This is a genomic window from Pantoea sp. XAF26B01_ASV70 (assembly GCF_054512635.1).
Map to the genome: position 1 here is coordinate 1,318,826 of NZ_CM137251.1, position 14,091 is coordinate 1,332,916.

The following is a 14,091-nucleotide window of genomic DNA, read 5'->3' on the forward strand; positions in this document are numbered from 1 at the left end:
ATTTTAAGCGAAAAATATGATTTATAATCATTTGTACCAACAAAGATACCAACAAAAGCTTCTTTCTTCAAAACAGCTTTATAACGTTGATTGAACAGTGTTGATTATACTCTTTTCATGGAGAAATCGTGAAGGAGTTAGCTTTGAAAAACTGGTCAACAGAAGATACCAAAGCAGTCAAATCCTGGCTGAACATTTCTAGCTATAGAAAGTTCGAAGAGACCACGCTTAACTGTCTCTATCATGAGCTGTGGGCAAGGGCCTTGCTCTTTAAACCCTGGCCCACAGAAGAAGAAAAGATCGGCCTCGGTGGGTATATGAGACAGATCTTCAATGGGAAGCCTTTCCTCTTCGATCCCGAACAGCTTAACTACATGCAAGATGATCAAACTCTTCAAAGCCCACCGCATATCTTCATCACAGACATAAGCCGACTTGCTCAACTTAGTGTAATGGGTCTCCGGGTCAATCTGTTCTCCTGGGAGCAAGGTAGTGACGAGTACTGCGTAAACCTTCCCCACCATGAAGCCTATGTATCTACGGTTATGTCAGCGGTATGTGAGAGCACCGTCCTTTTAGAAATAGACCTTGCCAGTGGTACAGACGATGAGATTGCAGAGTCTATCAAGTCAGCTCTACCGCAATGGAGACGCGTGAAGGGGATTGAAGCTGACGAGTCAGGGGTTGTGCGCTTCGGCTACGGCACAATCAAGAAGATTATCTCTTATCGTCTCATCGCAATGCTCGATGTTCTTTTATGGGCAAAGATGTATGAGCTGCGCGTTTCAGACGAGCGGCTTTCCAGACTGCTGTACACAGATGAAGACGACGAGGCAGTTATCCGTCTTAATTACCATATCAAAGACGCCGATAGACCACTGGCTATGAAAGCAGCAACCATTGATTTCGTTCGCCAATTCAACTTCTTCATAAATCGAAACCCCCACCTTAAAAATATGAGAGTTTCAGACGTCATGAAACTCTCGGATTCCAACTGACCCAGCCTCCAGTGGCTCCGTTGTCACGAGCCACACTCACCCTCCTAATCTTCCACTTGGTAATGTAGCTCTCATCGAAACAGAAGAGAGAGCGACAGCATGAACATTTCAAATATAAAACTCATTCGCTTAAGTGCGGTAATAAATAAAACAGGATATAGCAAGTCATGGATTTATAAGCTTATTAGGAACAAGCAATTTCCTCAACCTATCAAGATTGGCTCTCGTGCGGTGGCGTTTATTGAGGGTGAGATTGATGAATGGATTGAGATGTTAATTTCTAAATCACGAAACGAAACCATTTAAAAGGGGTTTAATATGAAACTGAACGATTTTATTAGTACTAACAAATATTTTAAGTCTATGAAAAAAGAATCATTTGATAAAAGATTCGATCATGATGCAGTTACAGCCATGTGTAATGATGAATTTTCTAAAAGCATTGCTTTTTGGTTAGGAGAATATCTCTCAGGAAATATAAAGGGTGCAGTATCTACTGTTTTTGAATTTGAGTTTAAATTACAGTACGCAGTCTTTTCAATATGGATGACTTTATTTAAGCAGAAAGAAGATGTTGAGAATCTGGCCAAAATAATCCTTTTGTTTAAATCTGAACATGAATTCAAGAGTTTTAAGTTGTAAGATTGTTTTAAATAAATCGTATTTTCATAGGGTTAATTTAGCAGTGATAGGAATGGGGCCATGCATCATATGCATGGCCCTTCATGTATATATAAATTACAATCTGTCTTGCTTTTTTATAGTTTCTGATAGTGGTTCAATCTTCGAACCTAATCCTTTCTGTTCATTTTTAATTCTTTGAGTTAAATGTTCGCTTCTAAGATCGGCAACACGTGATTGAATAGACTGGAAGTTTTCGAATTGTGGTTCTCGGTCGAGAATAGATTTCTGACCAAAGCCATAGCTGATCAGTTGAGATATTGAATGTTTATCATCAAGGTTATTATTGATTTTGTAGTCTAATAAATATTGGAAGAAATCAATGAACTCCCTTGCTGATAACTCCAATAGGTAGCGTTCGTAGAACTCGAAGGAAGATGATTCATGTAATTCATGCAAAATTTCATTTTCATTTGCAGGAAAATATATCCACATAATTTCCAAGTTGTTTTTAATATCGATCATAGACTCTCCTTAGTTTTTATTTCTATATAAGCATTTTTTAAAATTAAAGCAACTATTGACTAATTAAAAAGTTGTGTTATTTAAAATTAATGCCGTGGAAGTTGTCGATAAAAATGGAAAGAATTAAAAGCCAAAACAGCTTGAATTTTGCAAAATTCTTTACAGAGATAATGCGAAGTCAGTTATATCAAGCTACGTAGAGTGTTTTTAAGGTATCAGGTAAATAGAAGAGTCCTTATATATACCTTATTAACATTTGGAAAGAATATTTAGCGCCATCCTTTATTGACAGTTATTAAGCGGTATATTAATAAAATATTTTTGCAAAATTATTATAGGTCATTGTTTTTAAATATTTAACCTATACCTGTTTTGCAAATAATTTAACTGAAAAAAAGGAGAGTTTATGGAAAGATTTGGTATTAAAACGTTTAAAATGAAAAATGGTGAGCGCTATTGTATTATAAAAAACAAGAAAACAGGTATTCCGGTGTTTTATCCATGTCTATTTATTACAACACAACTGAGAAACAGTAATGAATCGATAAAAACAATTGAGACTCAGGCAGGGTGTATCGCACTTTTTTATCGCTTTCTTTTTATACGCAACATAGACATTGAAGAGCGAATTGAAACAGCCAGATTCCTGGATAACAACGAAATTGATCTTCTGCGGGATTTTGTCGGGAAGAGGATGAGAACTGCGAAAGTGATTAATATCAAAGATCATCATCCTGGAGTATGCAGTGCGACAAAGTATATACGGCTTACGACAATAGCAAAATATCTCGAATGGTTGTGTCAGCTAACTATCAAAAATATAGATGATGGCTACAGGAAAATTTCCTACTTCGTGAAAAAAATAAAAGCCAGAAGGCCGAAGATAAAATACAGGAATTCAGAAGGCAACGTCTATAAAACAATCGAAGAAGAAGACCTGGAAATCCTTCTTTCAGTTATTGATCCTCAATGTGAATTGAATCCATTCGACAAAAAAGTTCGCCATAGAAATCAGCTTATAGTCATAATATTACATTCATTAGGGATAAGGTGTGGAGAGTTATTGAACCTGAGAGTTGAAGATATTGATTTTGCGGCGCAAATGCTTTTCGTAAGACGAAGGGCTGACAGTATTGAGGACACAAGAGTCAATCAGCCCCTCGTAAAAACGCTTGAAAGAAATTTACCCATGTCTGACGAACTTACCAGACTTCTCCATTCATATATTACAGGCGAAAGAAAAGCCAATATCAGAAAGAAAAAGCACGGATACCTTTTTATTACTCACAAAGAAGGAGAGACACGTGGCGATCCTCTGTCGGTTCCTTCATACCATAAGATCATTTACAGACTGAGAAGCATTGATTCAGGTTTAAGTCAGTTGACTGGACATAAGTTCAGACACACCTGGAACTATTTATTTTCGAAACTGATGGATGAAAGCACCGAGCATGTGAGTGAGGAGATGCAAGAGAAAATGCGTTCCAATCATATGGGTTGGGAGCCGGGTTCTGGAACAGCACAAACCTATAACAGACGATTTATTGTTAAGGAATCAGTAAAAGCAGCCTTGCAACTTCAGGATAATATTTTTAAAAAGCGCAGTGGGGTGTCTTATGAATAAATTAAAGGTTATGAACGCGCATAGAGATATCTTATATGCAAAAAACGAAAGTTACACATTCAGGTTGGATGATGAATTCTGGGAGTTAAGTAGAAATATAAAATTGAATGTAGGTAAGGTCACTGAAAAGTTGTCAGATAACCTCAGGTACGGTTATGTGAATACAATGAAATATTTCGCAGAAGAGATCAGCCCCGGATCTGTTAAGCAAATTAACAGAGTTTTCATGAAATTCATTTCGTTTATGAGTTTTGATTCAATTGACGAAGCTGTAATGCTAACAACAAAATCCAGTAATAAGTTCTCGAATCAGGATTTCATTTGTCTCAGGATCCTAATCAAAAAATGGTATGAATTAGGTTTTGACGGGATTACCCAAAAATGTGTAGACCTCGTTGATAACTGGACGATAAAAGACAATAAAAAGGGGGAGGTGGTTAAAAGACGAGATCCTTATCAGGGCCCTCTGACAGACATGGAGTTTGATAACTTTTACGATGCTGTCTCACGTGCATACCAGAAGGATACGATATCTTATTCTGATCTGGCAATGGCCTTAATTACCATTCATACGGGAAGAAGAAGTTTACAAATCACACAGATAAAAACGAAAGATATCATAAAGGAAAGAGCAATAAACGAATGCTATATAAATATCCCCAGAATAAAGCAAGGAGAAAAATACAGAGCCTCATTCAGGCGATTCAGGATTACACATGAATTATTCAGGATTTTTAAAGAGCAGGCACGTATCGTCTCTGAGAGTTTTAGCAGGCAGCTCGGCAGAAAACTCTCTGAAAGAGAGATATTAGAATTACCATTGTTTGCCTGTCAGGAAAGGCTTGAAGCGATTGGTGACTGTGAGAATCTACATGAGATTCTTTCTTCAGACAGACTTCATGCCTATGCGATAAAGTGTACTCAAACGCTCAAAAGAATAGCTACAACAGAGAACGTAATCTCGGAAAGGACGGGTGAAGTAATAAATATGAATGCCCGGCGGTTTCGCTATACGTTGGGTACACGGCTCGCAAGAGAGGGCTACGGAGAAGTCGTTATAGGCGAATTACTTGATCATTCCACTTTAATGTATACAGGCGTTTATGTTCAGTCAGGTCCAGATAGTTTAAATAAAATCGAAGATGCCGTTTCCGCTGAGCTTGGCTACTACGCAAAGATGTTTCAGGGAGTGCTGATTAACAAAAGTGAGGATAAATATCCCGGCGGCAACATCAGAATCAATACTGGTGAAAAGTCAGGGCAATGCGCCAGTTGCAAATCCTGCACAGCATGTGTGCCCATCCCCTGTTACACCTGCATGCATTTCAGACCTTTTGTTGAAGGGCCGCATGAAAAATTACTCGAATATTTACTCGATGAGCGTAACAGGATTCAGTGCATAGTGTCCGATCCTGTGACTACACAGATACTGGACAGAACAATTATTGCAGTATCAGAGGTGATAAATAAGTGCAAAGAATTCAAATCAAACCCGGAGGTGTTAAATGGATGATATTAAAAATGATAAGTTAAGAGTGCTCGAAACGCGCAGGGAAAAATATTGCGCGCAGAAAATAGATTATTTTGTGAGCTACTGTCGGTTCACTCTCAATAAAAACGACCTTGTGAGCTGGGAGGAGGTTAACTGGTCAAAAGTTTTCCTTTTCACTAAAACCCCTGTCAAAGGCGTCAAAAAAAACTCTGTTATTGTAAATGAGCCATTAGACAAGAATTTTATTGAGTTCGCTAAAAGCTATGTCCTTTACCACTACATGAATGGAGGCAAGAAAATCAATCAGCGTCTGAATATCGTTTTCAGAACACTTGAGGCAGCCCTCTTGCAGGTCAATGGGCGGAGTCATATTCAGTACGTTAATCTCACTGTTCTGGACCAGTGCGTTGTCACCTTAAGAAGCGCATACAACAAAGCAGTAGCGCATGCCTGCGGTAAAGTACTGGAAGGACTGGTTTCATTTCTCAGAGAAAAAAAATTCCTGATCATGCCGTCACTGCTCTGGAAGAGTCCACTCAGAGCGCAGGAAGCAAGCAACAGGCTCACTAAAACTGCACAAGAGGCCCGTGAGGCAAAGTTACCTGACGAAGAGTCGTTGAATGCTATCGCTGAAATCTTCGCACTTCCAGATGATCAGCTTTCAGAAATGGACTTGTTCATAAGCTCCGTCTTTGCATTGCTCATGTGCGCACCTTCCAGAGTAACCGAAATCCTGACGCTCCCGGCGGATTGTGAAATCCGTGAGGCGGACAGGGAAGGAAAGCTGAGGTACGGGCTGAGATTCTATTCCGTGAAGGGGTTTGGTGGAAATGTGAAATGGATACCTGAAGTCATGGTCCCGGTTGCTGAGATAGCTATCAGGAGGCTGAGGACTCTTTCAGAAAACGCCCGGACATATGCCAGAGAGATTGAAATTTCCGGTAAGGGCCGAGAGCTTAACCCAGACTTCCCCTGGTACGATAAAGAAAAGAACATTCGATACAGCAACGCACTCTGCCTGCTGTTCCGTTATCAACTCAGCACAAGTATAAAAACACAAAGAAGTCTTTTCAGACCAACTGCCACACTTGTCAGCGCCAATCTGGGGAGCACTGAGTATCGCAGGACGCACTGCATTTCTACGATTTTTGACAGGCACGGCTACAAAGGGTCAAAGGGGAATAACCTTTCACTCAGAAGTCACCAGGCAAGACACTTACTCAATACAATTGCACAACGTGGTGGCCTTGGCGATTTTGAACTGGCCAAGTGGTCAGGACGAGTGAGGGAAACACAAAACAGAACTTATAACCACGTCAGCCAGGAAGAGAAGGTTCGGGAGTCAGTTAAGCATAATGTGCAGAATATTGGCATTAAACCAGAAAACACCACCCCACGAGCTGTAGCAAAGCCTTCATGGCGTATTGATGTCAAGGATACAGGCCACGCAGCCATTCACGTGACAGAGTTCGGCTACTGCACTCATGACTACGTAATCTCACCGTGTACGAAGTTCAGGGACTGTATCAATTGCAGCGATCATACGTGCGTGAAAGGGGACAAAGACTCGCTAGGCAGGCTGGAAGCTACTGCGGCATACACAGAGCAGCTTATTGAAAAGGCAAAGGTTGACATGGAAGACGAGGAGTACGGGGCTGACAAGTGGGCGGCCTATCACGAAAAAACGCAAGCAAGACTTCTGGATTTGATAGCGTTACTCAAAAGCAAAAAACTTGAGGATGGGGCGTTGGTAAGACTGAATGGTGATGATTTTACACATATGAAAAATCTCACTGGCGTGAGCAGGAATGAACTGATTGGAAATGAAAGGATAAATCATAATTAAAAGGAGAGTCATATGGCTAAACATCTAGATAATAAAGACATCAACATAATTAAAAACACAATAGCAGGTTGGGACAGTGAGAAGTCAGGTAAGCTTTCATGGGAATATCTTTGTGACAGGCTTGAACCTCTGATTGGTAAGCGACCAACCCGTCAGTCACTGGGGCTTCACAAAGATATTGTCATGGCTTTCAATATTAAGAAGAAAAATATTAAGTCTGGAAACGATGAAGAAAAACGGCCAGCTAATTTAAAAATGGCCTCACAGCGTATCAGTAATCTCGAATTCAAAAATAAAGTACTGGCAGAAGAGATCAGGAGTCTGGAAGAGAGGTTTGTTGTATGGCAGTTTAATGCTATAAATTACGGAATCAGTTTTGAACAACTTAATAATGGATTGCCCAAGATAGACAGGGAAACGAATGCTGATTAAATATTTAGTTGCGCAGATATTGCGCAATTAAAATTATATGTTATCTTGTATATACAACCAGGGAGTGGTTGATCAATTTTGCAAGGACGCAATCTATGAAAAATACAGACGCTCTTTCAAGGGAAGAAAAGTTACTTTTGCTTTTGCAAATGTTCATTGAGAGATTAAAAAAATCAGGTTTTGCTCAGGACAAGATAATTAGATATATCTGGCTATTCTGTGTCGGCTACTACATTAAGTACTACCTTCCACAATCTAAAACAGATCTCGCTGATCGTTTTACTATCATATCTATGCTATCAAACGCTCTAAAATCAAGTTCTCCAAGAATCATTCAGCACCTTGGCTATGAACATGAGATTACGTTTTTCTTTCGCTTTATGATTCATTATGCCATTGATAATGAAGAAGAGGCGGAAAATATTTATCGTGAGGAAAGGGTAAAATATGAGAAAGCTGTACTCCTGAATCAGGTTGTTGCTGCCAGAAGAAAGAGAAAAAAAAGGAGAATTTAATTCATATTGCCAATAATTAATCTTGAATAATTGTTTTTTAGGCTTAGTTACCAAGTGACCCGAGGAAATGATAACTAGACCTTGGTTGATTTAAGTTTTTTGTTTTTTCTTAAGGGACTCTGGTAGGAAAGCATTTATTTCACTATCATTAAAAGTCATTTCTTCAAGTTCCTTTAAAGCCCGACTAGCAAGCGTGTATGCTTTACTGTTAGTTGGAGGCGCTTTTGAATATATAGAAGATAACTCCGCCAAAAGTTCATCTCTCACTTTTTGTAAATCGTCGATGCTTTTATCTTTTATCTTAATATCAGTAAGTAAAGATAAATACTTTTCTCTGACGCACCAAATTTCATTAGCTGCTTGTTTATGCTTCTGAGTTAATGAGCCAAGATCATAATTTTTAAGGTATGTATTTATGAATAGAAGAATGGCTGAAATTAAAGAGCCTACAATAGCACCCCACTTTGAGTTTCCAAAAATAGAAGTTAGAAAAGAACCGGTGGATATTGTCAATAAAATTATCTGTGCATTTTTGAATAAGTTAAGTCTATCAAGAAATATTTCAGCTAGTTTCTCATGAGTTTTATGAGTATAAACCACTCTGCCGAAACACTCTCTTATTTGAGCTTCTAAGTATTCGTATTTATCAATCATCATGTCCTCCTTATGCATTTTTTATATCAATTGGAACCTGAATCCTATCTCTCGCCACTACCTCATTTTGATATATTGCATAGCATTCAACATAATGCTCACCTGTAAAATCTGCCCTCTCGAGAATTTTATGGCTACCATCATCATTAATAATCTGACCACGAATGCAGTTCCTTTTTAGTGCCTCACTTCCCGAGTTTTTTACTTTCCACTTAAGGACAAAGGGGTGTGGTACATTAGATTCTTCTAAATAAAATTCTAACTGGACATTTTTATTTATTTTCTCAGAGTTTCCTATTATTTTAGAAAGCATTTTTTCAAATAAATTTTCATCTTTTAATTTGCAATCGATAGTTATTTGATATTTCTCTTTAACCTCATAAAGGTTTTCAATATGCATTTCAGAAGTTGACGCTGACTCTTTTGAGAAATCACTGTTAGGGAACTTACGACCGAATACTTTCTTCCACTCCTTCATTTTTGCATTGAAGCTTTCTTCATCAACTGCATTTTCGGATGCTTCTCTTGATTTTCTTACCTTTTTATAAAATTGTGCTTTTACGGGTATTTTGGAATTACTACCAAAGGCATAATAAAACTCTCTCTCTCCTTCATCTTCAAGGAAGCGGAAGAAGTCTCTAATCAACTCATCATAGCTGCGATAGCTTTTATCATCATAGTCATCATTTTCTAGAAAAAAATTATAACACAATGTATCTACTAAAAATCCGCTCATTTCAATTTCATTATGTGTCCTCCAGACTCTCATCATCTTAGCAAGTCTCCTCAAATGCCCCTTTCGTGTGGCGTTTAATTCCCGGAAAGACTCGATTTCATCTCTTGGATTACATTTTTTCCATTTGCCACCATTGTTTGTGTCTGGGTATTTGAAAGTGCCATCTTCTTTTTGGAACACAGGGCAGACTTCAAAATCTTGGTTGCCAAAACTAATGACAACAACTTGCCCATCACCTCTGATATTTGTTGATTTGAAATTTTCTTTTAACTTATCTTTAACCCTTTGAAGTAGATACGATTGATTTTCTTTGTATGTGTCCCAGCATTCATTAGGCAGAATAAATAGCATATCAAGGTCTGAAATATCCTTTATGCCTGTATATCTACCATAAGATCCGACCTGTAGGGAGTTAGAGTTTTTGGAGTCTAAATCATAAAAAAAGTTATTAAGTTGACGAGTTATTCGTCCAAATCTTTTGTTGATTTGACCAGAATTAACAACTTTAATATTATTGAGGAATGCTGTGAAAGCTTTACTAGTAGACATTGTGTTCTCTCTATTTTTTAATGTTAAGCTACGTCATGCAACTTATTGTTATCTTTAACATTATTTGATAAGAAAATCATAAACATAAGTATCTATCTAATTTCAAAATTTTACAGATTTCTCTGCATTACATTCATAACTTGAATGGCCAGGTATCCCTTCGAATTCCACATTCTGTAGTATTTGATTTTATCAAATGAAACAAGTACTTAGCTAAATAAACTTATTTCTCCACTGATACCTAAACCAATCTTGCCATGTATTGTAAATAAACCTAATGATTTAGGCAAAAGATATCGGTTTTCTGCTGGAACTAAAGTTTAGTATGAGTGCTAGGGCCACATTGTTGAGTATTATGTATCTTTAAGATGAGGTAGGGGGATGCAGGAGATTTTAGGTCATTAGAAAAAAGATAATGATGGCTACTTAACTCAAACTATGTAGCCTCATTCAGCATTTTTTGGATTTAATTAAGGTGACACTTTCCAGTTCCCATTATTTTTCGTGAATTTGAATTCAGCAACAGTTTGCTTCTCGCCCATGAGTGGTAGTGTTATGTCAGTATCCACTTTGCATAGGTATGTACCTTTTGCCTCTGACTCCTTACAGGAAACCTTCTCAACTTTGTTCAGAGTCGTGAGCATGTCTTTGCTGTTCTCACCGAACCGTTGTCTGGCTTGCTGGTTTGTGTGATCAATGTTGTCTTGCATAGCCTTTTGAATCTCTGCAGATGAAGGTTCGCTATCGCAACCTGTGAGTAATGCTGCCAAAAAAACAACTGCAATTGCTGAAATTTTATTCATTTCTTAATCCCTTATTAGATATTGATAATCATTTTTTTGTCGTGGGTGTGTTGAGTGTCTGGTCGAAAATTTCGCACCATTGTTTCAACTGCATTTCTGTATCGCGGATCCCGCGTTCATGGTGGAAACGGCCTTTACGGGGGTGAAATTTGATTTGCCACTCCGGTAATTCAATGTCTCTCACCTGGATGAAGAACCCTGAGTTCTCGAAGTTTTTAAGGCGAGTAAGGTTGTTGTGACCTTTAACCCCCGCCATACCGACTAAATCAAGAGCTACGATTTCCCCTCCATTAGCCAGGTGGTATCTCCAGCCTTTAACCTCATTGAACTTGTAAGCTTTTTTGCGCTTGCCAGCTTCCAGTGTCAGCAGCTCTCGGTTGGTATCAATGGTCATTTTACTGTCCTGGAATTCATGACTCCAGATCCCGCTATTGTTGACGTTCAACAGATCAATCGTCGAGGCGTTAGCTCTTTTATGTGTGTATGACACATATGCGGTGAGGAGTAAGAAGAAGGCAGGTAATGTCCACATGAACAGGAACCCTGCAGTGTCCCTGGGGTTTGAATCAGTCAGTATCCAGACAATCACCAATACAACAATCCATAACCTGATAGAACGAAAGAAAGAAGGTTTACGTACTTTCTGACTATTCAAAGCCGCTGTGTCCATTTTATATACCTTTGACGTTATGGGACTCATAACTAGCTGATTGGTAACTGCTTTTACGACGCATTTTTGAACGAGTTCAAAAATTAAGCAAATCACTTGTACCGATCGATGATCCTGTTTTGATAGGTATTGACTATCGTATATGATTTATCGATCTGTAAAAACGATCAATTATTTGTTCAAATAAGGACTTAGGCTTGAAAGTTGTGTTGAGGCAGGCGGTTATCGAAAGGGCACTGCTGTGCGATCAGTCAGTATTTCGCTGCTGACTAGTGGCTCAGATAACTCAGGCTCAGCTGAGAGGACTTTATGAATTGTCGAAAATGAGGATTTTTCGTGGAGAAACGTCTTACCTGCCTTTTTGAGCAGGTTTATGAAAGCGGCCAGGTAAGGAATGCTCAGCAGCCATTTCAATACCCTTGTCATAAAGAAGTCAGCACTTCTGGTTTGCTCGCTTGGCATACGCGTCATGTCGAGCAGTGTCTGCGCTTCAGTTGCCTCTGGCGCTTCAACTCTATGTTCATACACAGGAGGAGGCGTACTTTCGGATTCTAAAGCAACTGGTAATGACGTTATGATTACTACATTAGTAGCTTCTATCTTTGGATCACTCGTCTCATTACCTCCCATAGCCGTAGCTTTCAAATCAAAGAGCAGAGGATTGTCACGTTCAGGTTCGTAGTGAAGCTTCTCCTGAAGGTTGGCCCATGAGTACGTCTTTCCCAGTTGCGAAGCTTTGAAAGCTATACCGGAGTATTCGAATGAGAAACCATTCATGCGGCCAGAAGTGGCAATATTCGGAACTGGCGTTATGCCGTGCTCGCGAAGTGCTTCAATGAAGCGAGGAATATCATTGGCAGCTATAAGAAGCTCATCGATAGTGTTCTGCAGGAACGTTTTAGGAGTTGGATGACCTTCACGCTTCTCCTTCTGTTGCTCGCCACGAGATAGCTTCTTGCGCGCTCTGACAGGGGAAGTGCTATGTGAAGGAGAGGGACCTTTGGTTCTGGTCTGGCCATGAGTCAGTTCAAGCTCCTGAATTACTCGCGTGCTGATTAGGTTTTCATTCCTTCCCAGGTAGAGCTTCCCTACGTTGATGAGGTCTACTCTACTGGCAATGATATGAATGTGCTGACCGGCCTCATCGTCATGTAGGACATAACAACGTAGGTGAGTGTCACTGAATCCCATACGTGTCATATAGTCGTCGGCAAACACAACCCACTGCTTCGCTGTGAGGGATTCACCCTGTGGCAGGCGAAGCGAGTTATGCCACACCGGTTTCGCCGCGTCTGAACGAAGTGAAGCAGAAGCGTTGAACTCAGTTATCAACTCAGCTGCTGAATCTCCCAGCAGGTTCCCCCCTATGACTACGGGATCAGTTTTATGATGTGTTCCAGGTTTCAACGCGTATAGAACAACTCCTGCGAAGCTCTTACCTCGCTTGATCTTCTGCATGCCCTTCATTAGAGGGGATACTCCATAGATCAGCAGTAAGTAGGCGAGAGCGAAGCTCACTGATTTGCCGCTTTACTACGAACAATTCTGTCTTAGTAAGAGGGGTACACGACTGCTTTGAGTTAAGGTGGTTAACAATCTCATTGAGCCTGTGATTTATCTCGCCAAACATTTTCCATGCCGCTCTGTTTATCTCAGGAACGATAGAAGGTTGGGTCTTCAAAAGGCACATGCGAAGCCACTCGCCCTTAGCGTGATGCTTACGCTCTTGATCCAAAATATTTAGCTCTGAGTTATTGAGTCTGACGCTGACACAATGAATACGTAGATTTTCTGCAAGGGGAGGGCGGTAAAACTTATTCATAGGAACTCCTTTCCATAGAATTAATATGCTAAGTTAACATTTAGCGCATATAATCTTAAAGTCAATAGAGAATGATTTATTCATTTAGGAGAACGTATGTATTTAATGATGCCTTTACATATGCATTATGATCATGGATTCGGCATGACAGCAGATCAATTTAAAGAATCTGCTGATGAATTAATGGAGAGTGATTCTTCAAAGGATTTGTTAATGCCAATAAATTTTTTAAAAAGGCATGCTTTAGAATTATACTTGAAATCATTAATATATATCCTTCATAGGAAATTTGATATCCCCTTTTTCAATAATGGCAGCATGGAAAAACCTTTTATTCAAATAAACAAAAAGCAGAAGTTATTGACAGACTTACATAATATTGGCGAGCTTTATTACTACTTCATTGGGCTACATCAGGGTTTTATAGATAAATTCCCTAATGATACTGATTGGCTAATTGAGGAGGGAATTGATAGAAAAATAAATTTAATAAATGGAATCGACTCAAAAAGTACCTTTTTTAGGTATCCTAAGGGAGGAGATAATAAGCAGGATGAAAAAAAATCAAGAGTAAAAGCTTTAGACATAGATAAAATACAAGAGAGAATGCAAAAGAAACCAACCTCGTATGTGAAAGCGATGCTGCTTTATGATGAGAATGATATGCTTATACAATCATTCGATATTGATACTGATGTTCTTCCTGATTTACAAAAGAATTTAACATACCTCTGCAATTATTTTCATGATTTGCATGCAGCTTATAGGTTTGCTATTTGTAAAGGACAGTGAATTTCAAAGGTT

The 14,091-nt window shown here is 39.0% G+C and carries 16 protein-coding genes; 9 read left to right on the forward strand and 7 right to left on the reverse strand.

Annotated features, from left to right (window positions below; translation table 11 throughout):
- Positions 1 to 143: 143 nt before the first annotated feature.
- From ACX8ZY_RS06355 to ACX8ZY_RS06365, 3 genes are all read left to right on the forward strand, one after another.
- Complete coding sequence (locus tag ACX8ZY_RS06355; RefSeq protein ID WP_459261096.1) at positions 144 to 998, forward strand: DUF6387 family protein; 855 nt, start codon at positions 144 to 146, stop codon at positions 996 to 998.
- 99 nt (positions 999 to 1,097) lie between these two features.
- Positions 1,098 to 1,304, forward strand: coding sequence for a helix-turn-helix transcriptional regulator (locus ACX8ZY_RS06360; protein ID WP_050679705.1), 207 nt, complete (start codon positions 1,098 to 1,100; stop codon positions 1,302 to 1,304).
- A gap of 12 nt (positions 1,305 to 1,316) precedes the next feature.
- On the forward strand, positions 1,317 to 1,640 hold the full coding sequence (locus tag ACX8ZY_RS06365) for a hypothetical protein (RefSeq protein ID WP_459260797.1): 324 nt from the start codon (positions 1,317 to 1,319) through the stop codon (positions 1,638 to 1,640).
- 96 nt (positions 1,641 to 1,736) lie between these two features.
- Here the strand turns inward: ACX8ZY_RS06365 and ACX8ZY_RS06370 are convergent, their stop codons facing one another.
- Entirely contained in the window at positions 1,737 to 2,144 is a 408-nt protein-coding gene (locus ACX8ZY_RS06370; protein WP_459260799.1) for a hypothetical protein, read from the reverse strand.
- A 406-nt stretch (positions 2,145 to 2,550) separates the two neighbouring features.
- On the opposite strand from ACX8ZY_RS06370, the gene ACX8ZY_RS06375 reads away from it, so the two are divergent.
- The 5 genes from ACX8ZY_RS06375 to ACX8ZY_RS06395 all read left to right on the forward strand — a co-directional run bounded on the left by ACX8ZY_RS06375 (position 2,551) and on the right by ACX8ZY_RS06395 (position 8,053).
- Positions 2,551 to 3,768, forward strand: coding sequence for a tyrosine-type recombinase/integrase (locus ACX8ZY_RS06375; RefSeq protein WP_459260801.1), 1,218 nt, complete (start codon positions 2,551 to 2,553; stop codon positions 3,766 to 3,768).
- Positions 3,761 to 5,281 (forward strand): site-specific integrase, encoded by a 1,521-nt coding sequence (locus tag ACX8ZY_RS06380; RefSeq protein WP_459260803.1) that lies wholly within the window; start codon positions 3,761 to 3,763, stop codon positions 5,279 to 5,281. The genes ACX8ZY_RS06375 and ACX8ZY_RS06380 overlap by 8 nt, the downstream gene beginning before the upstream one ends.
- Positions 5,274 to 7,106, forward strand: coding sequence for a hypothetical protein (locus tag ACX8ZY_RS06385; protein ID WP_459260805.1), 1,833 nt, complete (start codon positions 5,274 to 5,276; stop codon positions 7,104 to 7,106). The genes ACX8ZY_RS06380 and ACX8ZY_RS06385 overlap by 8 nt, the downstream gene beginning before the upstream one ends.
- Positions 7,107 to 7,118: 12 nt before the next feature.
- Complete coding sequence (locus ACX8ZY_RS06390) at positions 7,119 to 7,538, forward strand: hypothetical protein (RefSeq protein WP_459260806.1); 420 nt, start codon at positions 7,119 to 7,121, stop codon at positions 7,536 to 7,538.
- A 95-nt stretch (positions 7,539 to 7,633) separates the two neighbouring features.
- A complete protein-coding gene (locus ACX8ZY_RS06395; protein ID WP_375150300.1) occupies positions 7,634 to 8,053 on the forward strand; it encodes a hypothetical protein in 420 nt (139 codons plus the stop codon).
- Positions 8,054 to 8,143: 90 nt separating this feature from the next.
- Here the strand turns inward: ACX8ZY_RS06395 and ACX8ZY_RS06400 are convergent, their stop codons facing one another.
- The 6 genes from ACX8ZY_RS06400 to ACX8ZY_RS06425 all read right to left on the reverse strand — a co-directional run bounded on the left by ACX8ZY_RS06400 (position 8,144) and on the right by ACX8ZY_RS06425 (position 13,287).
- A complete protein-coding gene (locus ACX8ZY_RS06400; protein WP_375150299.1) occupies positions 8,144 to 8,710 on the reverse strand; it encodes an SLATT domain-containing protein in 567 nt (188 codons plus the stop codon).
- A 7-nt stretch (positions 8,711 to 8,717) separates the two neighbouring features.
- Positions 8,718 to 9,992, reverse strand: a complete 1,275-nt coding sequence (locus ACX8ZY_RS06405) for an SMODS domain-containing nucleotidyltransferase (protein WP_459260809.1) — start codon at positions 9,990 to 9,992, stop codon at positions 8,718 to 8,720.
- 470 nt (positions 9,993 to 10,462) lie between these two features.
- On the reverse strand, positions 10,463 to 10,795 hold the full coding sequence (locus ACX8ZY_RS06410) for a hypothetical protein (RefSeq protein WP_459260811.1): 333 nt from the start codon (positions 10,793 to 10,795) through the stop codon (positions 10,463 to 10,465).
- A gap of 28 nt (positions 10,796 to 10,823) precedes the next feature.
- Positions 10,824 to 11,465, reverse strand: a complete 642-nt coding sequence (locus tag ACX8ZY_RS06415) for a DUF4755 domain-containing protein (RefSeq protein WP_459260813.1) — start codon at positions 11,463 to 11,465, stop codon at positions 10,824 to 10,826.
- Between the two features lie 222 nt (positions 11,466 to 11,687).
- Entirely contained in the window at positions 11,688 to 12,923 is a 1,236-nt protein-coding gene (locus ACX8ZY_RS06420) for a relaxase/mobilization nuclease domain-containing protein (protein WP_459260815.1), read from the reverse strand.
- Entirely contained in the window at positions 12,901 to 13,287 is a 387-nt protein-coding gene (locus tag ACX8ZY_RS06425) for a hypothetical protein (RefSeq protein ID WP_459260817.1), read from the reverse strand. Before ACX8ZY_RS06425 ends, ACX8ZY_RS06420 begins: the two co-directional genes overlap by 23 nt.
- Before the next feature lie 144 nt (positions 13,288 to 13,431).
- On the opposite strand from ACX8ZY_RS06425, the gene ACX8ZY_RS06430 reads away from it, so the two are divergent.
- Positions 13,432 to 14,079 carry a hypothetical protein gene (locus ACX8ZY_RS06430; RefSeq protein WP_228312549.1) on the forward strand — a complete coding sequence of 216 codons (648 nt, stop codon included), beginning with the start codon at positions 13,432 to 13,434 and terminating at the stop codon, positions 14,077 to 14,079.
- Positions 14,080 to 14,091 lie beyond the last annotated feature (12 nt).